Genomic DNA, 23783 nt, shown 5'->3' with positions numbered 1-23783 from the left:
TTTATTTTTTTAAGTTTTGGTAAATTCGTGCATATAAACATGAAAAACAATGAATACGTTAATATCAAAAAAAGCGCCAAATTTTACGGCTAATGCGGTATTAAATGGAAAAGATATTGTCTCCAATTTTACTTTGGAACAATTTAAAGGAAGGAAGTATGTTCTACTTTTTTTTTACCCTAAAGATTTTACTTTTGTTTGTCCTACAGAGATATATGCATTTCAAGAAAAAATTCAGGATTTTGAAATGAGAAATGTACAAATTATTGCTATATCTACGGATACAGAACAATCTCATTGGACTTGGCTGCAGATGCCAAAAGAAAAAGGGGGTATCCATGGAGTAACTTATCCTATTGTTTCTGATATCAATAAGACTATATCTCATAATTATGGAGTATTGTCTGGAAATTGGATTTTCAATAATAATGATGAAGAATGGAAAGCTACGGGAGAATTGATTGCTTATAGAGGATTATTTTTAATAGATCAAGAAGGAATCATTAGACATCTTTTAATTAATGATCTACCTTTAGGTAGAAATGTACATGAAGCTATTCGTATGATAGATTCTCTTCAATATCACGAAAAAAGTGGAGAGGTATGTCCTGCAAATTGGAAAAAAGGGAAAAAAGCGTTAAGAGCTAACCATAGTGGAATTGAAGATTATTTTTCATCTTAAGTTAGGTTGATTAGGATAGAAAAATATATCTGTATCTGATCAAATAAAAAATAGATAAAAAGAAATGGTGAGAAAAAAAGTAGCATTTTATACCATGGGCTGTAAACTTAATTACGCAGAGACTTCTACCATAGCAAGAAAATTTTCTATTTTAGATTATCAACAAGTTCCTTTCAAAAGTTATGCGGATATTTATGTGATAAATAGTTGTTCTGTTACAAAAAATGCTGAAATTGAATTTCAGCATATTGTACGTTCTACTATGAAGATAAATTCAAAAGCTTTTATTGTAGCAATAGGATGTTATGCTCAATTTAATCCTAAAAAAGTATCTTCTATTACAGGAATAGACCTTGTTTTAGGTTATGAAGAAAAATTTAAAATTGTAGATTATCTTAATCGAGGATTGTTTTTGAAACAAAAATATTATGCAAAAATTATCTCTAAAAAAACTTATTTTTCATCGTTTTCTGTTGGAGATAGAACCCGTTCCTTTTTAAAAATACAGGATGGATGTGATTATAAGTGCAGTTATTGCATCATCCCTATGTCAAGAGGGCCTTCTCGTTCCGAGAGTATAAAAAATATATTGAAAAATATTAGATTTCTTTTTACCAAAGGGGTAAAAGAGATTGTGTTGACAGGAGTAAATATAGGAGACTATGGTGAAAAAAATATATACGGAAAAAATTTACGATTTTTTGATTTAATAGAAGCTATAGATCAAATACAAGAAAAAGTAAGAATTCGTTTATCCTCTATAGAGCCTAATTTGCTTCAAAATGAATGTATCGATTTTTTATCTAAAAGCAAACATTTTGTTCCTCATTTTCATATCCCTTTACAATCTGGAAGTAATAAGATTTTAATGAAAATGCATAGACGTTACAGACGAGAACTTTATCAAGAAAAAGTAAAAAAAATTCGATCTTTAATGCCATATGCTTATATAGGTTCAGATATTATTGTTGGTTTTCCTGGGGAAAAACACAAACATTTTTTGGAAACTTATCATTTTTTGAAAAAATTAGAAATTTCATCTTTACATATATTTTCCTATTCTACTAGACCCAATACAAAATCCAGTATGATGATACAGGAAAATATATCTAAAAAAATCCAATGGAAACGTAATCAAATTTTGAGAGGGCTTTCAAATAAAAAATATCGTTTTTTTTGTCAAAAGCAAATTAATACTAAAAAAACCGTTTTATTCGAAAAAAATTCGGGAAACCATAAAAAATATTTATATGGATATACAGAAAATTATATTCGAACTAAGATACCATTAAATTCATCTTCTATCTTTTATGAAAATACATTACAAGATGTATTAATTACAAAAGTAGATGATAAGGATGGAATCATGATTGCAGAACCAATAAATAATTAATTAAAATTTTGGCATGTTTACAAATTCTACATCAAAAATTTCTTGAAAAGATTTTTTTACCATATGTTTTACCTCTTGAAAAGAAATATCATTTTTTTTCAATTCTTTTTTTAAAGAAGTCACTTCTTGATTATAAATTCCACAAGGAATAATATGATTAAAATACTGTAAATCTGTATTTACATTTAAAGCAAATCCATGCATCGTTACCCAACGACTCATTCTAATACCTATTGCACATATTTTTCTGGATTTTCCGTTTTTTACATTAAACCAAATACCTGTTTTTCCTTTTTTCCGTTCTCCCTTAATTTTATAATTTTTCCATAAAAAATGGATAATTACTTCTTCTAAAAGACGAAGATATCTATGAATATCCGTAAAAAAATAATCCATATTTAAAATGGGATATCCTATCAACTGTCCAGGGCCATGGTAAGTAATCTGTCCTCCTCTATCTGTTTGATAAAAAGAAATATCTATTTTTTTTAAAAAATCTAATGAAACTAATAAATGTTTATCTTTTTTTCCATTCTTTCCTATAGTATATACATGAGGATGTTCTACTAACAGAAAATATCCTGCTTTTTCATCAGAAATACCATTTATTTTTTTTCGTATAATTTCATCAAATAATCTTTTCTGATATTTCCAAGTTTCTTGATATTCTTTTTTTCCTAAATCTTCGAAAAAAAGTATTTTTTTTTTCATAGTTTTTGAAAAATTTCCATAATAAAAAAAAACAAATGTACCTTTATCCTTTCGTTTTATTCAATTCGTTCGTTTCGTATGGAGAACATCCACAAAAATCAGTCTGTAAGCGATTTATCAGAACAACAAATTCAACGAAGAAAAAAATTGGATCAACTAAAATTATTGGGAATCAATCCTTATCCATCTGAAGAATATGTTGTAACGAATACTATTTGTAATATACAAAAAAATTTTACGGAAAAAGAAACTATAAGCATAGCTGGACGGTTAATGCGTTTACGAGTTTTAGGAAAAGCTTCTTTTGGAGAAATTAAAGATCATACGGGGAGAATGCAAATATACTTTACTCAAGATCATTTGTTTTCATCTTTGAATATGAAAAAAGAGGATACTTACAATATATTTTTAAAAAAACTTATAGATATAGGAGACATTATTGGAATAAAAGGATTTTTATTTAAGACAAAAATGAATGAAATGACTATACATGTTCATCATATTACTCTATTATCCAAATCTATTCGTCCTTTACCACAAGTAAAAATGGATAAAAAAAATAAAAAAATATATGACGCTTTTTCCAATACAGAACAACGTTATCGTATGCGTTATGTAGATCTCATTGTTAATGATCATGTAAAAGAATTTTTTTTAAAACGAACTCGTATCATACAAAAAATAAGATCTTTTTTGGATAAAAAAGGATATATAGAAGTAGATACTCCTGTTTTACAACCCATTCCTGGAGGAGCTATAGCTCGTCCTTTTGAAACATATCATAATACACTTGGAATTCCATTGTATTTACGGATATCTAATGAACTTTATTTGAAAAGATTGATTGTTGGTGGATTTCATGGTGTATATGAATTTTCTAGAAATTTCAGAAATGAGGGAATGGATCGTATTCATAATCCAGAATTTACTGTATTAGAACTTTATGTCGCTTATAAAGATTATTATTGGATGATGAATTTTACAGAAAAATTGGTTAAATGTATCTTTAATAAATTTCAAAAAGAAGAAAATTATCATATTAGTTTTAAAACTCCTTTTCCTCGTATCCCTATATTGGATTCTATTAAGAAATATACCGGTTTTGATCTTAAAAAGATGAAAAAGGAAGATTTAAGAAAAATTTGTCAAAAATTGCATATAGAAGAAAATATAAAAATGAGTAGAGCTAAGCTTATTGAGAATATTTTTGAAGAAAAATGCGAAAAAAATTATATAAATCCTACTTTTATTATTGATCATCCTGTAGAAATGAGTCCTTTAACAAAGAGACACCGTTATAAAGAAAATTTATCAGAACGATTTGAACTTATTATCAATGGTAAAGAAATTGCTAATGCTTATTCAGAACTTAATGACCCCATCGATCAACTCGATCGTTTACGAGAACAAATAAAGGTGTCCGAAAAAAATATAAAAGACGAATCAATATCTATTGATGTAGATTTCATACGTGCTTTAGAATTCGGTATGCCTCCTACCGCAGGAGTTGGAATTGGAATAGATCGTTTAGTAATGTTACTAACTCAAAAAAAATCAATTCAAGAAGTTTTACTTTTTCCACAAATGCGTCCAGAAAAAAAAGGAAAAAAATAAATTATTTCTCTAATAATCCTAATACTTTTAATCCATTTATTGTAGAAATTTTTACTAAATGATCTATATCATAATAATGACACGCTTCCAACATCACTCTTAGTTCTATCCATAAATTTCCATCAGAAAAAGGTTTATATATATCACAAATGTTATCTGTTCCAAAAGCTACTATAATTCCTTCAGGAACCATTTCATCTACTGGAGTGATAGAATTATGGCTAGGAGTTAAACGTTCACTTCTAGTATGATCAATCCAAGCAATGGGACAAGATATTACCATTAAACCTGCTTTCCTCATTAATTTATATATTTTATAGCGATAATCTCTATCATGTGCCGCTAAAGAAACACTATGAATAGCTACTACCTTTCCTTGCATTCCATGTTCAATTGTTTTTTTTGCTAATTTTTCAGTTTCTTTTTCCTCACTAGTATTAAATTGATCTACATGTACATGTAGAATTTTTCCTTTTTTTTTAGCTGTTTGGAATAAAACATCTATATGTTCATCTTCTTTTCCAGGATCTGTAGCGGGTAATCCACCAATAATATCTACAAATTCTATAGATTGGTCGAACCAATATTTTGACTTTTTATCCAATACTCCTTTAAGTACTTGATTAGCAAAACAAATACGAATAGAATTTCCATAATTATTTTTCAATTTCTTAGCGGCTTTTAAGGCTCTATCTTCAATAATTTCATCAACATCAATAAAAGAACATAAAGCTTGTGTCCCTTGCATTAAAAAATATTCTAAAGCTTTTTCCATACGTATATAAATCTCCTCTTCTGTAGCTAAATATTTCATTTCATCAACTAGATACCATTTTTTTTTAAGAGGAAAATAAGAATATTTGAAATTTTTTTTTGTAAGAGTATATGCCCTATCTAAATGAGAATGAGCATTTACCCATCCTCCTTTTTGTTTTACTTTTTCTAAAAAAATTTTTTTAGGATTCATTTTATAATTTTAATCAGTTTCTATTATTAATTAATTAAATATTGGAAATCCAAATCACTTTTTTTTTGATAAAAAATGGTTCTTTAAAATAATGATTTAAAGGATATGCTACTGCATGAGGAAATTTTTTTAATTCATCATAAAGATTTCCTCCTTTTATATATAAAGCTCCATTTTGGATTCTAGAATTGGATTTATATTTAAATTTATCTTTTATCCAATTATGGATGATATCTATTTTATTTACTGCTCTAGTAACTACAAAATCAAATTTATTTTCTAATTTTTCTGCACGTATCCAAATAGGATATGTATTTTTTAAATGAAGATGATATATAATTTTTTCTATAATTTTAATTTTTTTTCTAATAGAATCCACTAATATAAATTTTGTATGGGGAAAAACTATGGATAAAGGAATTCCAGGAAACCCCCCTCCTGTTCCTAAATCCATAACACATGATCCAGGATAAAAAGAAAATACTTTAGCAATTCCTAAACAAAAAAGGACGTGTTGTTGATAAAAATCATGAAATGTTTTTCTAGAAACTAGATTTACATATGAATTCCAATATGCATATAAATTTTTTAAAGAAGATAATTTATAGATTTGTTCATTCAATAGATTTGGAAAATATTTTTTAATTAATTCCATATTATTATTTATTAATGGATAAATAAATTTGGTTGTAAATTTATTTAGATTTGTAATCATTTCAAATAATGAATTCCAATAAATATTATTTTTTATATGAAAAATAAATTATCCCTTCGGTTACAGAACCTTTCTTATTCACAAACTATAGCTATGTCATCTAAAGCAAGAGAATTAAAAAATAAAGGTTATGATGTTATAAATTTGAGTTTAGGTGAACCTGATTTTAATCCTCCTAATTTTGTTTTATCCGCTGCAAAAAAAGCTATAGATGAAGGATATCACCATTATACTCCCGTATCCGGATATTTAGAACTAAAAAAAGTAATATGTGAAAAATTCTACCGTGATAATTATTTACAGTATACACCTTCTCAAATTGTAGTTTCTAATGGAGCAAAACAAGCTATAATGAATGTTCTTTTATCTTTGTTGAATAAGGATGACGAAGTGATTATTCCTGCTCCTTATTGGGTTAGTTATTTACAAATGGTAAATATTTGTGAATCTTGTCCTGTTATAATTCCAACATTTATGGATAAAAATTTTAAGATTAATCCAGAACAATTAGAAAACGCTATTACATCTAAAACAAAATTATTTATTTTCAGTACTCCTTGTAATCCTACCGGAAGTATTTATTCTTATAAAGAATTAAAAGATTTATCTGAAATTATTAAAAAATATCCAAAAATTATGATTCTTTCTGATGAAATCTATGAACACATCTGTTATTCAGGAAAACATACTAGTATTGCTGGATTTTCTGATATTTATCATCAAGTAATCACAGTAAATGGATTATCCAAGGCTTTTTCAATGACAGGTTGGAGAATTGGATATATAGGAGCTCCAGAATGGATTGCTCAATCTTGTGAAAAAATACAAGGACAAATGACATCTTGTGCCAATTCTATTGCGCAGATAGCGGCTATTACTGCATTATCAACTCATCCCAATAAAATAGAATATATGATTAAAGAATTTAAAAAAAGGAGAGATTTAGTTTTGGAAATGATAAAAGAAATTAATGGACTTCAATTTTATAAACCGAATGGAGCTTTTTACATTTTTCCAAAAATTTCAGATTTTTTTGGAAAAAAATTACATGGAAAAACGATTCATAATTCACATGAATTTTCTGAATTTTTACTTGAAAAAGCTAAAGTAGCTACTGTTAGTGGAAATGCTTTTGGAAATAATGAATGTATACGAATTTCTTATGCTTCATCAGATAATAAAATCATAGAAGCCTTTACAAGAATCAAGAAGGTATTAAATTAATTATATAGAACAAATAATAATTAAAAATCATTGGGGTGGACGACCGGATTCGAACCGGCGACCCTCAGAACCACAATCTGATGCTCTAAACCAACTGAGCTACGTCCACCAAAATGAAAACACAAATATAATTAAATTCTACCAACAAAAACTCTCTATAATTTTTTTGCAAAAAAAAAATAAATCACTATATATCCATTTTAGGATGAATTTTTTTTCTTGAATAGGATATAAAAGATGAACATTGGCACCGGCATCTAATGTAAAATAGATATTCTTATTGCTATGTTTTCTAAAATCCCATACCGTTTGAATTACGTTCAGAGTATTTGGTTTCATCCATAAAAAATAGGGATAAGAGGTCATGATCATAGCATGAAGAGTTAAAGCTTCATGTTCTATTAATTCTCCAAATTTTTTAAAATCTCCTATTTTTAATATAGATATAAGTCTATTCATATTTTGATTAGCACATTTCAATCTTTCTCTAGCATAAGGATGATTATTCATTAATTGATGTCCTTTTGAACTCAATATTTTTTTAGGATTATCATCTATGATTAAAATAGTATTTTCTATTTTTGTAAAAATGGAATGTACTTCATATGGATATGGTATAGCATAAAGATTATTACTTCCTTTTATAGATTTATGATAACCCCAAACAACAAGTCCAGGATAAATGGACCTACAAGCACTTCCAGAACCTAATCTGGCTAAAAAAGAAGCTTTTTCGAAAAAAAAATCTTCTTTTAAAGAGGAAACTAATTCTTTTTCTATTTTCATGATACATAATGCTAAAGCACTCATGGAAGAAGCAGAAGAAGCTATCCCACTACTATGTGGAAAATTATTATAGGTTTCTATAATAAAATTCCAATTCCGTAAATAGGAACAATAAAATGAAATCCTATGAAAAAATTCTAAAATTTTTGGAAGAAAACTAGTTTTTTCTTTTCCTGAAAAAAAAATTCTTATAGATAATTTTTTATTTTTTTTCTCTTGATAAATTAATCGTGTAACGGTATATACTTTTCCTAAAGAATAACTAATAGAAGAATTCAACGGAATTTGAATTTTATTATTCTGTTTTCCCCAGTATTTAATTAGAGCAATATTGGAATGACTTTTGCTTGTGACCACCCCATTTTTGGCTATAGAAAATTGTTTTTTTTTATAGAAAAAAAATTTTTTTTCAAAATTCAATTAAGAATTATTTTTATTTGATTTACTTTTTTTATTTTTTATTAATATAATCTAACATTTTTTTTTCATCCAATTCTCCTTCAGAACGAGCTATAACACAACTTGCTAATCCATTTCCTATAACATTTACGGTAGTTCTAGCCATATCCATTAACTCATCTATTCCTATAATGGCTAATATAGGCCAATTTGGCAATCCAAAAGAAGACACAGTAGCTAAAAGAATGACTAAAGATGCTCTAGGAACTCCAGCCACTCCTTTACTAGTCAAAATCAACGTAAGTCCTATAAGGATCTGTTGACTAAAACTCAAAGGAATTCCAGAAGCTTGTGCGACAAAAACAGTTGCTAAAGATAAATAAAGAGTAGTCCCATCTAAGTTAAAACTATAACCCGTAGGAATCACAAAAGCTATAATTTTTCTGGGAATACCTAATTTTTCTAAATTTTCCATAAGTAGAGGCAAAGCGGATTCTGAACTTGTAGTTGCAAACGCAAGTGATACGGGTTCAGTTAATGCTTTTACAAAACCTTTTAAAGGAACTTTAATCCACAAAAGAATAGGAAATAAAACAATTATCAAAAAAATCAGTAAAGCAACATAAAGAGTCAATAACAATTGAAATAAATTATATAAAATATCCAATCCCATATGTCCTACTGTATAAGCAATAGCAGATCCGACTCCTATAGGAGCAAAATACATAATAATTTTGGTAAATTTAAACATGATTTCTGAAAGACTTTCTGCAAACAATAATATAGGACCTCGTTTTTTATCTTCTAAAAAAACCATGGATATTCCAAATATAACGGAAAATACTACTATTGGTAGTACATCTCCATGATATATGGATTTTATAAAATTTTCCGGAAATACATGAAGAATTGTATCTTGCCAAGATCTACTTTCTACTTTTGGTAATTGTTGATCTGTAATTCCTAAAGGCATTACAATGCCTACCCCAGCTTGAGATATATTAATTGCAATAAGACCAATAAACAAAGCTAAAGTTGTTACCACTTCAAAATATAATAGGGATTTCCATCCCATGCTCCCTAATTGCTTAATATTAGAATGACTTGCTATTCCAACTACTAAAGTTGAAAACAATATTGGAGCAATGATTGTCTTGATTAATTTTAAAAATATTTGAGATAAAAATCTGAGTTCTACAGCGATTTTGGGAAGATCTAATCCGATTTCTATTCCTATAATAATAGATAATAAAATCCAAGTAGTTAAATCTTTTTTCATAAAAGAATACAATATGAAAATTGATATCACGAAACATCTTAGTATACAAAGATAAAATTTATCTAATCCTAATAAAGATTTTGATAAATGAATAAAGACATATGTTAAAACACTTAAAAAAGCTATTAATAAAACTTTTTCTTTTTTTATTTTCATTCCAATACTCATTTTTTCTATAAAGAAACCAAATCAATCCAATATTAACATTATATAACAGACCCGCAGGGACTCGAACCCCAACTAACAGAACCAAAATCTGCTGTGCTACCGTTACACAACGGGTCTTACGGGAAAATGTAAATATATATCATTTTTTTTTCAAAAACATGATAATTATATCTAATTTTGGACTACTTATCTATCCTATAAAAAAAGATCATAAAATGGTTCAATATAAATTAATAAAATTATGTCCGTAAAAATTCGTTTAAAAAAAATTGGAAAAAAACATAAACCTATTTATCATATAGTAGTAGCCGATTCTCGTTCTCCTAGAGATGGTAAATTTATTGAAAAATTAGGTACTTATAATCCTCATACGGATCCTCCTTCAACTGTCTTAAAAATACAAAATTCTGTATATTGGTTAATGAAAGGGGCACAACCTACCGATACGGTAAAATCTATTTTTTCTAAAAACGGTGTTTTATTGGAAAAACATTTATTAGAAGGAGTTAGGAAAGGGGGGTTAACTAAGGAAGAACACAAAATAAAATTTCATACATGGTACAAAAAAAAATATAAAAGTTAATCTAACAAGTAACATGAAAATCCTAAATTTTGTATAAGAACAATTTTTAAAATTTTCAATTCTTTTTTTCGTATAAATCTGTAAAAATAAAAAAACCGAATCTAAAATGCCTAATATATCTCATTTTTATTTATTTTTTATTTTTTCCTCATATATATTAAACTAACAACAGTTTTCCATTTTTAAAAAATGTACAATAAATAATAAAAAAAACTCCTAAAACAATTCTATAGTATCCGAATAATTTAAAATTTTTTAAATATTTTATGAAACATTTGATCGCTATTATTCCAGTAACAAAAGATACTATATTTCCTAATAACAATAACTCTAAATCTTTCAAAGTGAAAAAATTTAATTGAAAATAATAGTCGAATAGTTTTTTACATGTAGCAATTCCAATAACAGGTATAGATAAGAAAAAAGAAAATTCAATAGCTTTTATTTTATTCACATTTTGTATCATACAAGCAACAATGATAGTTGCACTTCTAGATACTCCTGGTATTAAAGATATACATTGAAATAATCCAATAACAAAAGCTTTTGAGTAAGTAATACTATTATTATTTTTTCTATTATAAAAATTGTTTTCATAAAGCATTTCGACTTTCACAATTACTAATCCTCCTATCAAAAGAGATAAAGAAACTATAAGTGGTTGATTTAAAAAAAAATTGATGATTTTGTTTAAAAAAAAACCAAATAAACCTACAGGAAAACTAGCTAAAACAATTTTGAGATAAAAATCCAAATTTTGAAAAAAAAACTTGTTTCTATATAAAAAGATTACAGATAAAACAGCTCCAAATTGAACAGAAATAAGAAATAAATTCGTTATTTTATTTTCTAGGATCCCCATTACAGAAGCGGCAAGAATCATGTGTCCCGTAGAAGAAATAGGAAAAAATTCTGTAATTCCTTCAATGATCCCTAATAGGATTGATTGAATATAATTCATAACAATATGATCTATTTTACTTACTTAATTCAAATTAACTAAACATCAATTTTTGCATGTATCGCATTTTTTTCTATAAAATTTCTTCGGGGAGGGACCTCGTCTCCCATAAGAATGGAGAATATTTTATCTGCTTCCGAATCATCATCTATATTCACTTGACGTAAAGTTCTTTTTTTTGGATTCATCGTTGTTTCCCAAAGTTGTTCTGCGTTCATTTCTCCTAACCCTTTATATCGTTGTATATTTATAGATTTTCTTCCTCCTAATTGATTAACAATAACTTCTCTTTCTTGATCATTCCAAGCATATTGAGAATGATTTCCTTTTCGAATAAAATAAAGTGGAGGTGTAGCAATATAAATATGTCCTTTTTCTATTAAAGGTTTCATATAACGAAAGAATAATGTTAAAATCAAAGTTGAAATATGGCTTCCATCTATATCTGCATCTGTCATAATAATAATTTTATTATATCTAAGTTTTTTGATATTTAACATTTTTTGATCTTCTTCTGTTCCAATAGAAACTCCTAAAGAAGTAAATATATTTTTTATTTCCTCATTTTCAAATATTTTATATTGTATAGCTTTTTCCACATTTAATATTTTTCCTCTTAAAGGTAAAATAGCTTGAAAATTTCTATCTCTTCCTTGTTTAGCGGTTCCTCCAGCAGAATCTCCTTCTACTAAATAAATTTCACAATTTTCTGGATTATTAAAAGAGCAATCTGATAGTTTTCCAGGTAAAATACTACTATTTATAGGACTCTTTTTCTGTATTAATTCACGAGCTTTTTTAGCTGCTTGACGTGCTTTAGCTGATAATATAATTTTATCAAAAATTTTCTTCCTATCACTAGGATGTTCTTCTAGATAACTATACAAGGCATCTCCTACAATTTTATCCACAACGCCTCCTACTTCATGATTACTTAATTTTGTTTTAGTTTGTCCTTCAAATTGAGGAGACATTACTCTTACAGAGAGAATAGCTGTAATTCCTTCTCTAAAATCATCTCCAGTGAATTCTATTTTATGAGATAAAATTCCTTCTACATATTTTTTAAATGTTCTTGTTAATGCTCTTCTAAAACCAGAAAGATGAGTTCCTCCTTCATAAGTATTAATGTTGTTAACATAAGAATAAATTTTTTCTTGAAAAGAAGTATTATATTGCATTGCAATTTCTACAATTGTATTATCTTTCTCTCCTTCAATAACAAGGACATTTTTGGTTAAAGACTCATGATTTTTATCTAAAATAGATAAGTATTCTTTTAATCCATTCTTCGAAAAAAAATATTCTTCTTTTACATTTTCTCTTTCATCTTTTAAAAATAAGGATAATCCTTTATTTAAAAAAGATAATTCTTTTAATCGATTAGCTAAAATTTCATAATGATATATAATGGAATTAAAAATGGAATGATCAGCAAGATAATAAATTTTTGTTCCTCGCATATTAGTTTTTCCTAAACATTTTACAGGGTAAAGGGATTTTCCTTTAAAATACTCTTGTTGATAAATTTTTCCGTTACGATAAATTGTAACTATAAGTTTTTCAGACAGAGCGTTAACACAAGAAATTCCTACTCCGTGTAATCCTCCAGAAACTTTATAAGAATTTTTATCAAATTTACCCCCTGCTCCAATTTTAGTCATAACAACTTCTAGAGCCGATATTCCTTCTTTTTTATGAAGATCTATTGGAATTCCCCTACCATTATCAAGTACAGTGATAAATCCATTTTTATGAATTGTTACCCATATTTTATTACAAAAACCTGCTAAAGCTTCATCTACGGAATTGTCTATAACTTCGTAAACTAAATGGTGTAAACCTCTAATTCCTACGTCTCCAATATACATAGAAGGTCTGAGTCGAATATGTTCGATTCCTTCAAGAGACTGAATACTATCTGCTGTATAATCTTTAATTGTATTATGTTTTTTATTCATAATCCATGAATTTTATTTTTTACATAAAATTTATATATCTTAGAATTCATCAAAGATAGAAAAAATATTATTTCGTGAAAATTTGGGAAAAAAAAACGAATTTTCGTTTCAATAAAGAAATAGAAAGTTTTACTTCAAGCAAAGATTCAAAAATAGATTTATTTTTAGCGCCACATGATGTTATAGGAACCATAGCTCATGTTATTATGTTGAAAAGTATAGAATTATTAAATCAAAAAGATTTTAGAATTTTAATTTATGAATTGCGTAATATTTATATTTACGAAATTTTAAAAAACAATTTTCAAATTGAAGAAGGAATAGAAGATGTTCATTCTCAAATAGAATTTTTGTTAACGAATCGCTTAGGAGAGGTCGGAAAAAAAGTTCATAGTGGGAGATCCAGAAATGATCAAGTTTTGGTAGATTTAAAACTTTTTGTTCGTACAGAAATCAAAGAAATCGTATACATGACTTCTTCTTTTTTTGATTTATTATTAAAATTAAGTGAACAACATAAAAATATATTAATGCCTGGTTATACTCATTATCAGATTGCGATGCCTTCTTCTTTTGGTCTTTGGTTTGCCGCATATGCAGAAAGTTTAATAGATGATTTATTATTAATGCAAACTGCATATCGTATCGTAAACAAAAATCCTTTAGGTTCTGCTGCAGGTTATGGTTCTTCTTTACCTTTAAATCGAAAAATGACCACGGATTTACTTGGATTCGAAAATTTAAACTATAATGTAGTATATGCTCAAATGGGACGTGGAAAAATGGAAAGAATTGTTTCAGAATCTATTGCTTCTTTGGCAAGAACTTTAAGTAAGATGGCACAAGATATTTGTTTATACTTAAGCCAAAATTTTGATTTCATTAGTTTTCCTGATCATCTTACTACCGGATCGAGTATTATGCCTCATAAGAAAAATCCTGATGTTTTTGAAATTATACGAGCTAAATGCAACAGAATAACATCGTTACCTAACGAAATTTCTTTGATTTCTTCTAATTTATGTTCCGGATATCATAGAGATTTCCAAATTATTAAAGAAAGATTTCTTCCTATTTTTGAAGAAATAAAAAAATGTTTTTTCATGTTTCAATATATGTTGAATCATATTACAATAAAAAAAGATATCCTTCAGGATGAGAAATATAAAAATTTGTTTAGTGTAGAAGTTGTGAATAAATTGGTTGTTGAAAAAGGATATTCTTTTAGAGAAGCTTATCAAAAAGTAGGATTAGATATCCAAAATGGATCATTCAAACCCTTTACTAAAAGTTGTTATTCTCATGAAGGAAGTATAGGAAATTTGTGTAATTTACAAGTTAAAAATTTGATGCAAGATGTTCTTAAAGAATTTGACTTTGATCAAATTGATAAAGTTATAAAACGATTAATTTATAGCAAGATCTATTTTGACGAATTCTCTAAAAATCCGATTTTTGTTTGAATTTCATGGACTTTTTATCCAACCAATCTTTTATTTTCTTATGATGTCCAGATAAAAGTATTTTTGGAACAGACCATCCTTTATAAATCACTGGACGAGTGTAAATGGGAGGAGCTATGAAAGCTTCTCTTTTATGAAAAGAATCTGTAATAATGGAATCTTTATTTTGTATTACTCCAGGTAATAATCTAACTATAGATTCTACAACGACAGCAGCAGCGAGTTCTCCTCCAGATAAAATATAATTTCCAATAGATATTTCTTGAGAGATTAAGTGGTCTCTAATTCTTTGGTCAATCCCTTTATAACGTCCACAAAGAATAAGAATATTTTTTTTACCAATTAAATCTTTAGCATATTTTTGTGAAAATAATTTTCCATCAGGAGTCATGAAAATTTTTTCGTCATAATCTCTTTCTGATAAAAGCTTTGAAAAACATTGATATACAGGTTCTATTCTAATGACCATTCCTGATCCACCTCCATAAGGATAATCATCTACGTTTTTTCGTTTTCCTAAACCATATTTACGTAAATCATGAACATGAATATCAATTAACCTTTTATGAAGAGCCCTTTTAATAATAGAATTTGAAAAAGGACTATGAAAAATTTCAGGTACTATACTAACAATATCTATACGCAACGCATTATTTTTTTTATGAATATACACTTTGACTAATAATCTAATAATGAAACTAATGAAAAAAATCTACCTTTGTGAATAATTTATTAAAAATGAATTATATCGTATCTATAATAGGACGTCCCAATGTAGGAAAATCAACTTTGTTTAATCGTCTTGTAGGAAGAAGAAAAGCGGTTGTTCATGTTACAAGTGGAGTAACAAGAGATCGTATTTATGGAGATTCAGAATGGAATGGGGTCCAGTTTTCTATAATAGATACGGGAGGTTTTTCTATTTTAACAAATGATATACTTGAAAAAGAAGTAAAAAACCAAATTTTCGTAGCGATCGAAGAATCCGATGTTATTTTATTTTTAATAGATATAAAAATAGGAATATTAGATGCAGATAGAGAAATTTCTAAAATCTTAAGAAAATGTAAAAAAATCATTTTATTAGTTGTGAATAAAGTTGATAACGGTAATTCTATTATAAATTCTGATACAGATTTTTTCCGTTTAGGATTTGAAAGATATTATTATATATCAGCTATAAATGGAAGTGGGACGGGAGAATTACTAGATAAATTAATAGAAATATTCAAACAGGAATTATTGAAAAAAAAAGAAAAATTATTGAAAAACGAATTGATTCCTCGTTTTTCAATAGTAGGACGTCCTAATGTAGGAAAATCAACTTTGATTAACTCTTTTCTAAATAAAAACCATCACATTGTGACAAATATTTCGGGAACAACCAGAGATAGTCTAGACGTATTCTACAAAAAAAAATATAAATGTATTTTAATAGATACACCTGGAGTAAGAAAAAAATCCAAAATCATAGATAATATTGAATTTTATTCTACCGTAAGAACGTTTAAAACAATAGAATATGCGGATATTTGTTTTTTAATGATAGATGCAGATCGTGGATGGGAAAAACAGGATATGAATATTTTTCAATTTTTAAAAAAAAATCATAAAGGAATTATAATTCTTGTAAACAAATGGGATTTATTTCATGATAAAAATATTTCTACACAAAAAGATTACGAATTTTTTATTAGAAAAAAGATTTATCCGTTTTATAATGTTCCTATTTTTTTTATATCCGCTAAAAATAAAGATGGAATGCACAATATTCTTCCCATGGCTTATCAAGTTTTAAGATACCGTAATAATAGATTAAAAACGAACATTTTAAATAAAATTATGTTACCAATTTTAGAAAAAAACCCCCCTATTCCTAAGAAAAAAAATAAGTTCATAACTATAAAATATTGTATTCAATTGCCTTCATATTCGCCAAAATTCATTTTTTTTTCGAATTTTCCTCAATACATAAAAGAATCTTATAAAAGATTTGTTGAAAATAAAATTCGTTCTCATTTTGATTTTATAGGAGTACCTATACAAATTTTTTTTAGAAAAAAATAGCTTTTAAAATTTATTATCTATTGAATAGAATTGATCATATATATATAATATCGTGATAACACATTTAAGAGGGAAATTAGTAGAAAAAAATAAATCTTATTTGATCATAGATTGTCATGGAATCGGGTTTCATATTCATATATCCTCATATACCTATTCTTCTTTATCAATAGAAAAAGAAGGAAAAGATATTTGCGTATATATTTATCTGTTTATCAAAGATAAAGAATATGTTTTATACGGTTTTTTTGATAAAAAAGAAAGAAAAATATTCTCTCATTTGATCTCTGTAAATGGAATAGGACCCAGTTCTGCTATCATGTTATTATCTTCTCTTACTCCATATGAAATAGAAAAATCTATATCTAAAGAAGATATAAAAGTATTTAACCAAGTTAAAGGAATTGGAACAAAAATAGCTAAAAGGATTGTTATAGAACTAAAAGATAAAATTATTAAAGGAATTTTTCATAAAAAAGAAAAAAATATAAAACTATTGGAAAATAGTCCTTTTTTAATAAAAAAAGAAGCTTTAAGTGCTTTAAATGTACTTGGATTTTCTCCTAAAAAGTCTGAAAAAGTTTTGGATAATATTTTATATGAAAATCCAGAATTTTCTGTAGAAAATCTTATTAAAGAATCTTTAAAAAAATTGTAAAATCATAAAAATTACTCACTATTTATTATAAAAAAAAACCTGAATAATATACTTTTTTTGTGAATTCAATAATAAATACCTATTATTATGAAACTTTTTTATTCCTCAATTATAGTGGTTCTTTTTTTCTTATCTATATTTGATCTTATTGTTGGTTTAATTAATGATGCCGTTAATTTTCTAAATTCTGCTATTGGATCTAAAGTAGCTTCTCGTAGAACTATTATGATCTTTGCTAGTTTAGGAATTTTATTAGGAGCTTTTTTATCGAGTGGAATGATGGAAGTCGCAAGAAAAGGCGTTTTTGACCCTTCTTATTTTTATTTTTCAGATATTCTTTTTATTTTTTTATCGGTTATGATATCTGATGTTATTTTACTAGATATTTTTAATACTTTAGGATTTCCCACTTCTACTACAGTATCTATGGTTTTTTGTTTATTAGGTGCAGCTTTTAGTATAGCCATGATAAAAATGACTTCTCCATTTAATAATGAACCTTTTCATCACTTAACTCTATATATTAAAGCTGAAAAAACATTTACTATTGGTATAGGAATTTTTTTATCTATTATTATTTCTTTTACTTCTGGTGCTTTTATTCATTATTTTATTCGTTCTTTATTTAGTTTTGAATATGAAAGTAGATTAAAATATGTAGGAGTAATATGGAGTGCTATTTCATTGAGTAGTATGACTTATTTTCTTATAATAAAAGGATTGCATAGTACTTTACAGGGTTTTGTGGATGAAGATTTAACAGGTTTTTCCTTATTCATTCAAGAGTTCATAAAATGGATTCACAAAAATTTTTTTATTTTTTTACTTATATTATTTTCAACATGGACTATTATCGCAAAAATATTTGTTTCTTTAGGATATAATATATTAAAATTTGTAGTATTATATGGGACTTTTTCTTTAGCTATGGCTTTTGCAGGAAATGATTTAGTAAATTTTATCGGAATTCCTATAGCTAGTATACAATCTTATAATATATGGAAAGAGTCTGGTAGTCCTCCTGCTGAAGAATTCAATATGAAAAGTTTATCTGGAAATGTTCAGGTCCCATCTTCTGTTTTAATTTTTTCAGGAATAATTATGATACTCACTCTTTGGTTTTCCAAAAAAACAAAAAATATTACAAGTACAGAAATTAATTTAAGTAGACAAAATGAAGGACCAGAAAGATTTTTATCCAATTCTTTTTCTAGAGGTATTGTCCGATTTTTTTTATATTTAGGAAATCATTTTTTTAAATTATTTCCTAAAAGACTTCTAGTTAAAATAGAAAAAAACTTTAAACAAAAAAAAATACATAAAGAAGAAAATATAGCCTTTGATTTGATTAGAGCTTCTTCTAATTTAACTATATCCAGTATATTGATATCTCTAGCTACAGTTCAAAAACTTCCATTATCTACTACTTTTGTTACTTTTATGGTATCTATGGGAACTTCTCTTTCAGATAGAGCATGGGATAGAGAAAGTGCTGTTTATAGAGTTTCAGGAGTTTTAAAAGTCATAAGAGGATGGTTTTTAACAGGATTAATGGCTTTTAGTATGGCAGGGATTACGGCTTATTTTTTATACTTTTTGAAAAAATGGGCTCTATCCTTTCTTATTTTTTTAATTTTATTTCTTATTTACAGAAGTTATAAAACTTCTAAGAAACAAGATCAAAAAATAAAAGAAAAACCGTTTTTTGGAATAGTGAATTTAACTTTAGATCTCACTTTAAACAAAACCTTAGAAATTTTAAACCCGATCCTTGAATATATTGAAAATATTTACAAAAATAGTATAGAAGGAATAACTCAAGAAAATTTAAAAACTCTTCAAGAGAGTAGAAATAATTTTCTAAAAGTAAAAGAAAATTTTACGAAAATACATAACTCTTTAATTAAAGTGATTAGAAAAACAAAGAATCAAGAACCAACTGCTGGAATCCTTTATCTTCATATATATAACAAAACTAAAGAAATTATTGAATCTTCCGATATTATTACAAATCATACATTGTTTCATGTAATCAATAGTCATAAACCTTTAAAATATCAACAAAAAAAAAATTTACGAATACTTGAACATTTTATGATTGAATATTTTAACATTATAAAAAAAATAACAATAGATAAAAACTATAAAAAAATTCAATCTTCTTATACTATAAAAAATAAAATTTTGAAAAAAATTGAGGAACAAATGAATCAACAGGTTATGGGAATTATTCGTAATAAATATGGAACAAAAAATACTTTCTTGATGTTAGATATTCTTTTACAATCAAAAAAAATTACGGAAAGAGTAGAAGAAATCATTCTATTATATCATGATGCATTATCCAATATTTCATTCAAAAAAGATGCATCATTTTTAGCTTTATGAAAACTCAATAAATAATAGGTGGTGGATTCATTAAATTACATCCTCGTATATCCGAAAAATCCATTCTTCCTAAGACTTCGAATTCATTATCATTAATCTTTTTTCCCAAATCTTCAGTAGAAAGAAAAGGACAAGATAAATAATTCGATAAATCGATAATATCAATTCCTCCTATTTGATTGTTTTTTACATGTATCAAGGGATCTTCGGGGTCTCTTATAAATACTTTCATCCAAGGAGGACATTGAAATCTACCATTTTTTTTTGCATATGCTTGAGAAAGCAGTTCTGTCATTCCATATTCCGAATGAATTTCCTTTACAAAAAAAAATTTTTTTAAAATATCGTGTAATTCTTCTCTAATGATTTCTTTTCTTTTTCCTTTCATTCCTCCTGTTTCCATAATGATGACTTTATTTTCACATTTATTTTGTTTTAAATGATTATATTTTTCTACAAAATCCAATAAAGAAAAACTTAGTCCAAAAATGAAAATATTTTTATCATTTTTCTTATAAAATGAGGGACTATCTTTCTTATAAGAAGCGTAAGAAAAAAATTGACTTCCATTTTTATGGGTTTTTTGTATTAAATATTTTACCATGTAAATCAAAGAAGAATCTTTTCGATCTATAGGAAAAAATCCTAAAAACTTAAATTTATCTATGGGACCATAAAAAAATTCAAAGCTATTTCTAATACTATCAATATAAATGCTCAAATTTTTTACATAATGTTTACTTTTTATTCCAGTAGTTCCACTGCTGGTAAAAATAGTTTCGAAATAATCCGTTTTCTTACTACTTAAAATACGATGTGTTTTAAAAAAAGAAATAGGTAAAAAAGGAATTTTATATATATTTTTTATTTTCAATGGGTTTATATCTAATAATTTAAGATAATTTTTATAAATTTTGTTACATCTTATTTGATAATGAAATATATCCCATGCCAATTTTTCAAACTCTTTTTTTCCTGATATAGAAAAAATCTTTTTTTTAAAATTCATAAAAATATAATTTTTTTAATTTTGAAAAAATTGATTCTTTTTGATAGAAAAAAAATTGAAATTCTTTTTCAAAAGAATTTTGTAAAAAATGATAAGGAAAAAGATTTATTTTTTTATTTGCTTCTTTTAAAAAAAGGATACATATTGAAATAAAAAAAAAATATTTAATCATGCCTAATATTCCACCTCCCAATCTATTTATAGGGTTCATCCATGTGATGGTTATTATAAATTCTATGATTTTTTTAGTTATAAAAGATATAAAAATAATAGATAAAATAGAAATTATAATAGAGTATATTATAAAAATATAGGATTTTTTGTTTGCTATATTAATTTCCATTAATATTTTTTTTACAAAATCAAAAACATAAAATCCTTTGAAAATTAACATGAAAAATATCATAAAAATGAAAAATTGAGAAATCAATCCTTTTTGATATCCATGATATCCACCATATAAAACTAGAATTATAATAATTATGTCTAACATCACTATTTTTTAATATATAAAATTTATGCAACAATTTCATATCAATTGGAATAAAGTCGTATCATATATACAAAATAATTTTTCTATAGAAGGAAAAATTGATATAATTGGAATTGTTTATCTAATAGGAATTCAAGAATTAGGAAAAGGAAAAAATAGATTCTTCAATAAAGAAGATAAAATCAATATTCTACATATTGCAATATGTAGAATATTAGAACCTTTTGGGTATTATTTTTTTATTGGAAAAGATAAAGAAGGATGGCCTCATTATATATTGAAAAATAAGATTCCTTTTAATCCAAAAGAACAATTATTTTTAATTAAAAAAGCTATCATTCGTTATATGAATGAAGAAAATATTCTTGAATAAAGAAATATGGATAAAAAAATAGAAGAACTTAAGAAAGACATCCAATGTTTTCATATTAAAACATCTGATGATTTAGAAACATTTAGAATTAAATTTTTAGGTAAAAAAAAAGGAATTATAACAATTCTATTTAAAGAATTAAAAAAGATTTCTATTCATAAAAAAATAATTTATGGAAAAATTATTAATGAATTAAAAAAAGAAGTTCAAAATAAAATAAATATTTTTCGCTCTAAAAATGAAATAAAAAATGATAAAGAACTAAAATTTGATCCGACTATTCCTGGAAAATCCATTGAAATTGGATCTAGACATCCCTTATCTATTCTAAAAAATAGAATCATAGATATTTCTACAAAAATTGGATTTACTTATGTAGATGGTCCTGAAATAGAAGATGATTGGCATAATTTCACTGCTTTAAATATTCCTATTTTTCATCCATCCAGAGAAATGCAGGATACATTTTTTTTGTGTAAAAATCCAGATATTTTGTTGCGCACACATACTTCTTCTGTGCAAATACGATATATGAAAAAGCATGATCCGCCTTTTCGTGTATTATCTATCGGAAAAGTATATAGAAATGAAACTATTTCATCACGTTCCAATTTTATGTTTCATCAAGCAGAAGGTTTTTATATAGACAAAAAAGTATCTTTTTCTGATTTAAAAGAAACGATTTATTATTTAATCACTTCTCTTTTTGGAGAAGCAAAGATGAGATTTCGTCCTTCTTATTTTCCGTTCACAGAGCCTAGTGCTGAAGTAGATATCTATTGTAACAATGAATGGATAGAAATTATGGGTTGTGGAATGATAGATCCAAAAGTTTTTAAGAACGTAAATATTGATTCAGAAATTTATTCTGGATTTGCTTTTGGATTGGGAATTGAACGTTTAGCCCTAATAATTTATCAAATAAAAGATATTAGAATTTATTTTGATAATGATGTTCGTTTTTTAAAACAATTTAAAAGTGAGTTTTAGATTGATATTTTCTTTGTCTAAAAATTTCATATAAAATTACACCACAAGCGACAGATACGTTTAAAGATGAAATTCCTTTTATGGATGGAATTTTTGCTTTTTCGTAAGAAACTTTTAAATATTTGGAAGAAATTCCTTTTTCTTCATTTCCTAGAATTAAAACTATTGGACCTGAAAAATCAATATTATACCAATATATATTGGATTTTTCTGTAGCAGAAACAATTTTCAATCCAGAGTTATTTAAAAATTCTATTGTATTCAATAGATTTTTTTCTTTGCATATTGGAATTTTAAATAAAGCACCTGAAGAAGTTTTTATAGCATCAGATCCGATCATGGATGTATCTTTTTTTGGAATAATGATAGCATCTGCTCCTGCGCAGACAGAAGTTCGTACAATTGATCCAAAATTTCTTACATCTGTAATTCGATCTAGAATGATCAAAAGTGGATTTTTTCCTTTTTCATAAAATATAGGAAGTAAATCTTTTATGTGATAAGTTTCTATAGGAGAAAGAAATGCAAAAACTCCTTGATGATTTTTATTTTTCAATTGAAAAAAATTTTTTTTTGAAACAGATTGAATTGGTATATGTTCTTTTTTAGAAAGATTTATTAATTTTTTATAAGCATTTGATGTTTGTCTCAATCCTCTTTGAAAGAAAAGTTCTTTAATATTTTTTTTAGCTATAATCGCTTCTATCAATGGATGGACTCCATAAACAATTTCTAATTTTTTCATTAAAATATATTTATCATTTTTTATTATCAAAAAATTTAATAAAATATTTATTTAATAAGCTTTTGATAAAAAATCGTGAAATTTTTTTTCCAAAAAAAAATGTAATAATAAAAATTAATAAATATGAAAAAGTTAAAATTCCAAATCCAATTAC

The 23783-nt window shown here is 26.0% G+C and carries 22 protein-coding genes and 2 tRNA genes; 11 read left to right on the top strand and 13 right to left on the bottom strand.

The window, feature by feature from the left end; translation table 11 throughout:
* Positions 1–49: 49 nt before the first annotated feature.
* Positions 50–682 (top strand): peroxiredoxin, encoded by a 633-nt coding sequence (locus STAT_RS01470; RefSeq protein WP_119305498.1) that lies wholly within the window; start codon positions 50–52, stop codon positions 680–682.
* Between the two features lie 64 nt (positions 683–746).
* The gene (mtaB, locus tag STAT_RS01465; protein ID WP_119305497.1) at positions 747–2075 is read left to right on the top strand and encodes a tRNA (N(6)-L-threonylcarbamoyladenosine(37)-C(2))-methylthiotransferase MtaB; all 1329 of its coding nucleotides are present in this window, start codon (positions 747–749) and stop codon (positions 2073–2075) included.
* Here mtaB and lipB read toward each other — a convergent pair whose 3' ends face one another.
* Positions 2076–2786, bottom strand: a complete 711-nt coding sequence (lipB, locus tag STAT_RS01460) for a lipoyl(octanoyl) transferase LipB (protein ID WP_119305496.1) — start codon at positions 2784–2786, stop codon at positions 2076–2078. It lies immediately after the preceding gene.
* A 78-nt stretch (positions 2787–2864) separates the two neighbouring features.
* Here lipB and lysS point away from each other — a divergent pair, with 78 nt between their 5' ends.
* A complete protein-coding gene (gene lysS / locus STAT_RS01455; protein ID WP_119305495.1) occupies positions 2865–4400 on the top strand; it encodes a lysine--tRNA ligase in 1536 nt (511 codons plus the stop codon).
* A 1-nt stretch (position 4401) separates the two neighbouring features.
* Here the strand turns inward: lysS and STAT_RS01450 are convergent, their stop codons facing one another.
* A complete protein-coding gene (locus tag STAT_RS01450) occupies positions 4402–5367 on the bottom strand; it encodes an amidohydrolase family protein (protein ID WP_119305494.1) in 966 nt (321 codons plus the stop codon).
* A 34-nt stretch (positions 5368–5401) separates the two neighbouring features.
* Complete coding sequence (rsmG, locus tag STAT_RS01445) at positions 5402–6022, bottom strand: 16S rRNA (guanine(527)-N(7))-methyltransferase RsmG (protein WP_119305834.1); 621 nt, start codon at positions 6020–6022, stop codon at positions 5402–5404.
* A gap of 96 nt (positions 6023–6118) precedes the next feature.
* Here rsmG and STAT_RS01440 point away from each other — a divergent pair, with 96 nt between their 5' ends.
* Positions 6119–7306, top strand: coding sequence for a pyridoxal phosphate-dependent aminotransferase (locus tag STAT_RS01440; protein WP_119305493.1), 1188 nt, complete (start codon positions 6119–6121; stop codon positions 7304–7306).
* 31 nt (positions 7307–7337) lie between these two features.
* On the opposite strand, the gene STAT_RS01435 is transcribed toward STAT_RS01440, so the two are convergent.
* The 4 genes from STAT_RS01435 to STAT_RS01420 form a co-directional block, all read right to left on the bottom strand.
* Positions 7338–7415, bottom strand: a tRNA-His gene (locus STAT_RS01435).
* 29 nt (positions 7416–7444) lie between these two features.
* Positions 7445–8512 (bottom strand): diphosphomevalonate decarboxylase, encoded by a 1068-nt coding sequence (locus STAT_RS01430; protein ID WP_119305492.1) that lies wholly within the window; start codon positions 8510–8512, stop codon positions 7445–7447.
* Between the two features lie 31 nt (positions 8513–8543).
* Positions 8544–9938: a dicarboxylate/amino acid:cation symporter gene (locus tag STAT_RS01425; protein WP_119305491.1), complete on the bottom strand. Its 1395-nt coding sequence runs from the start codon at positions 9936–9938 to the stop codon at positions 8544–8546.
* 46 nt (positions 9939–9984) lie between these two features.
* Positions 9985–10055, bottom strand: a tRNA-Gln gene (locus STAT_RS01420).
* A 124-nt stretch (positions 10056–10179) separates the two neighbouring features.
* Here STAT_RS01420 and rpsP point away from each other — a divergent pair.
* On the top strand, positions 10180–10521 hold the full coding sequence (gene rpsP, locus STAT_RS01415; RefSeq protein ID WP_119305490.1) for a 30S ribosomal protein S16: 342 nt from the start codon (positions 10180–10182) through the stop codon (positions 10519–10521).
* Between the two features lie 157 nt (positions 10522–10678).
* On the opposite strand, the gene STAT_RS01410 is transcribed toward rpsP, so the two are convergent.
* Positions 10679–11482, bottom strand: coding sequence for an undecaprenyl-diphosphate phosphatase (locus STAT_RS01410; protein WP_119305489.1), 804 nt, complete (start codon positions 11480–11482; stop codon positions 10679–10681).
* Positions 11483–11520: 38 nt separating this feature from the next.
* Positions 11521–13443 carry a DNA topoisomerase (ATP-hydrolyzing) subunit B gene (gene gyrB / locus STAT_RS01405; RefSeq protein ID WP_119305488.1) on the bottom strand — a complete coding sequence of 641 codons (1923 nt, stop codon included), beginning with the start codon at positions 13441–13443 and terminating at the stop codon, positions 11521–11523.
* 74 nt (positions 13444–13517) lie between these two features.
* Here gyrB and argH point away from each other — a divergent pair, with 74 nt between their 5' ends.
* Positions 13518–14906 carry an argininosuccinate lyase gene (gene argH / locus STAT_RS01400; protein ID WP_119305487.1) on the top strand — a complete coding sequence of 463 codons (1389 nt, stop codon included), beginning with the start codon at positions 13518–13520 and terminating at the stop codon, positions 14904–14906.
* On the opposite strand, the gene trmD is transcribed toward argH, so the two are convergent.
* A complete protein-coding gene (gene trmD, locus STAT_RS01395) occupies positions 14884–15552 on the bottom strand; it encodes a tRNA (guanosine(37)-N1)-methyltransferase TrmD (RefSeq protein ID WP_119305833.1) in 669 nt (222 codons plus the stop codon). The two genes, argH and trmD, sit on opposite strands and share 23 nt — an antisense overlap.
* 92 nt (positions 15553–15644) lie before the next feature.
* Between trmD and der the strand changes: the two genes are divergently transcribed.
* The 3 genes from der to STAT_RS01380 all read left to right on the top strand — a co-directional run bounded on the left by der (position 15645) and on the right by STAT_RS01380 (position 20019).
* The gene (der, locus tag STAT_RS01390) at positions 15645–16973 is read left to right on the top strand and encodes a ribosome biogenesis GTPase Der (RefSeq protein ID WP_119305486.1); all 1329 of its coding nucleotides are present in this window, start codon (positions 15645–15647) and stop codon (positions 16971–16973) included.
* Between the two features lie 52 nt (positions 16974–17025).
* On the top strand, positions 17026–17631 hold the full coding sequence (gene ruvA, locus STAT_RS01385; RefSeq protein ID WP_119305485.1) for a Holliday junction branch migration protein RuvA: 606 nt from the start codon (positions 17026–17028) through the stop codon (positions 17629–17631).
* An 87-nt stretch (positions 17632–17718) separates the two neighbouring features.
* Positions 17719–20019 (top strand): inorganic phosphate transporter, encoded by a 2301-nt coding sequence (locus STAT_RS01380; protein ID WP_119305484.1) that lies wholly within the window; start codon positions 17719–17721, stop codon positions 20017–20019.
* A gap of 4 nt (positions 20020–20023) precedes the next feature.
* On the opposite strand, the gene STAT_RS01375 is transcribed toward STAT_RS01380, so the two are convergent.
* A complete protein-coding gene (locus STAT_RS01375; RefSeq protein ID WP_119305483.1) occupies positions 20024–21028 on the bottom strand; it encodes a LuxE/PaaK family acyltransferase in 1005 nt (334 codons plus the stop codon).
* Positions 21018–21521: a CvpA family protein gene (locus STAT_RS01370; RefSeq protein WP_119305482.1), complete on the bottom strand. Its 504-nt coding sequence runs from the start codon at positions 21519–21521 to the stop codon at positions 21018–21020. The genes STAT_RS01375 and STAT_RS01370 overlap by 11 nt, the downstream gene beginning before the upstream one ends.
* Before the next feature lie 25 nt (positions 21522–21546).
* Between STAT_RS01370 and STAT_RS01365 the strand changes: the two genes are divergently transcribed.
* Together STAT_RS01365 and pheS are read left to right on the top strand one after the other, a co-directional pair.
* Positions 21547–21894, top strand: coding sequence for a hypothetical protein (locus STAT_RS01365; protein WP_119305481.1), 348 nt, complete (start codon positions 21547–21549; stop codon positions 21892–21894).
* 6 nt (positions 21895–21900) lie between these two features.
* On the top strand, positions 21901–22884 hold the full coding sequence (gene pheS / locus STAT_RS01360; RefSeq protein ID WP_119305480.1) for a phenylalanine--tRNA ligase subunit alpha: 984 nt from the start codon (positions 21901–21903) through the stop codon (positions 22882–22884).
* Here pheS and rlmB read toward each other — a convergent pair.
* Positions 22868–23629, bottom strand: coding sequence for a 23S rRNA (guanosine(2251)-2'-O)-methyltransferase RlmB (rlmB, locus tag STAT_RS01355; protein WP_119305832.1), 762 nt, complete (start codon positions 23627–23629; stop codon positions 22868–22870). The two genes, pheS and rlmB, sit on opposite strands and share 17 nt — an antisense overlap.
* Positions 23630–23783: the final 154 nt, after the last annotated feature.

Source organism: Blattabacterium cuenoti STAT (assembly GCF_003573915.1).
GTDB classification, from domain to species: Bacteria; Bacteroidota; Bacteroidia; order Flavobacteriales; family Blattabacteriaceae; genus Blattabacterium; species Blattabacterium cuenoti_A.
This window is presented reverse-complemented; position numbering and strand designations above follow the sequence as displayed.

Bases quoted from the DNA above. Each gene is read 5' to 3' on its own strand.
- STAT_RS01425 (WP_119305491.1), bottom strand. From the start codon at position 9,938: ATGAGTATTGGAATGAAAATAAAAAAAGAAAAAGTTTTATTAATAGCT.
- STAT_RS01375 (WP_119305483.1), bottom strand. From the start codon at position 21,028: ATGAATTTTAAAAAAAAGATTTTTTCTATATCAGGAAAAAAAGAGTTT.
- STAT_RS01440 (WP_119305493.1), top strand. From the start codon at position 6,119: ATGAAAAATAAATTATCCCTTCGGTTACAGAACCTTTCTTATTCACAA.
- STAT_RS01370 (WP_119305482.1), bottom strand. From the start codon at position 21,521: ATGTTAGACATAATTATTATAATTCTAGTTTTATATGGTGGATATCAT.
- STAT_RS01365 (WP_119305481.1), top strand. From the start codon at position 21,547: ATGCAACAATTTCATATCAATTGGAATAAAGTCGTATCATATATACAA.
- STAT_RS01450 (WP_119305494.1), bottom strand. From the start codon at position 5,367: ATGAATCCTAAAAAAATTTTTTTAGAAAAAGTAAAACAAAAAGGAGGA.
- pheS (WP_119305480.1), top strand. From the start codon at position 21,901: ATGGATAAAAAAATAGAAGAACTTAAGAAAGACATCCAATGTTTTCAT.
- STAT_RS01380 (WP_119305484.1), top strand. From the start codon at position 17,719: ATGAAACTTTTTTATTCCTCAATTATAGTGGTTCTTTTTTTCTTATCT.
- STAT_RS01410 (WP_119305489.1), bottom strand. From the start codon at position 11,482: ATGAATTATATTCAATCAATCCTATTAGGGATCATTGAAGGAATTACA.
- der (WP_119305486.1), top strand. From the start codon at position 15,645: ATGAATTATATCGTATCTATAATAGGACGTCCCAATGTAGGAAAATCA.
- gyrB (WP_119305488.1), bottom strand. From the start codon at position 13,443: ATGAATAAAAAACATAATACAATTAAAGATTATACAGCAGATAGTATT.
- mtaB (WP_119305497.1), top strand. From the start codon at position 747: ATGGTGAGAAAAAAAGTAGCATTTTATACCATGGGCTGTAAACTTAAT.
- rpsP (WP_119305490.1), top strand. From the start codon at position 10,180: ATGTCCGTAAAAATTCGTTTAAAAAAAATTGGAAAAAAACATAAACCT.
- rsmG (WP_119305834.1), bottom strand. From the start codon at position 6,022: ATGGAATTAATTAAAAAATATTTTCCAAATCTATTGAATGAACAAATC.
- lipB (WP_119305496.1), bottom strand. From the start codon at position 2,786: ATGAAAAAAAAAATACTTTTTTTCGAAGATTTAGGAAAAAAAGAATAT.
- rlmB (WP_119305832.1), bottom strand. From the start codon at position 23,629: ATGAAAAAATTAGAAATTGTTTATGGAGTCCATCCATTGATAGAAGCG.
- STAT_RS01470 (WP_119305498.1), top strand. From the start codon at position 50: ATGAATACGTTAATATCAAAAAAAGCGCCAAATTTTACGGCTAATGCG.
- lysS (WP_119305495.1), top strand. From the start codon at position 2,865: ATGGAGAACATCCACAAAAATCAGTCTGTAAGCGATTTATCAGAACAA.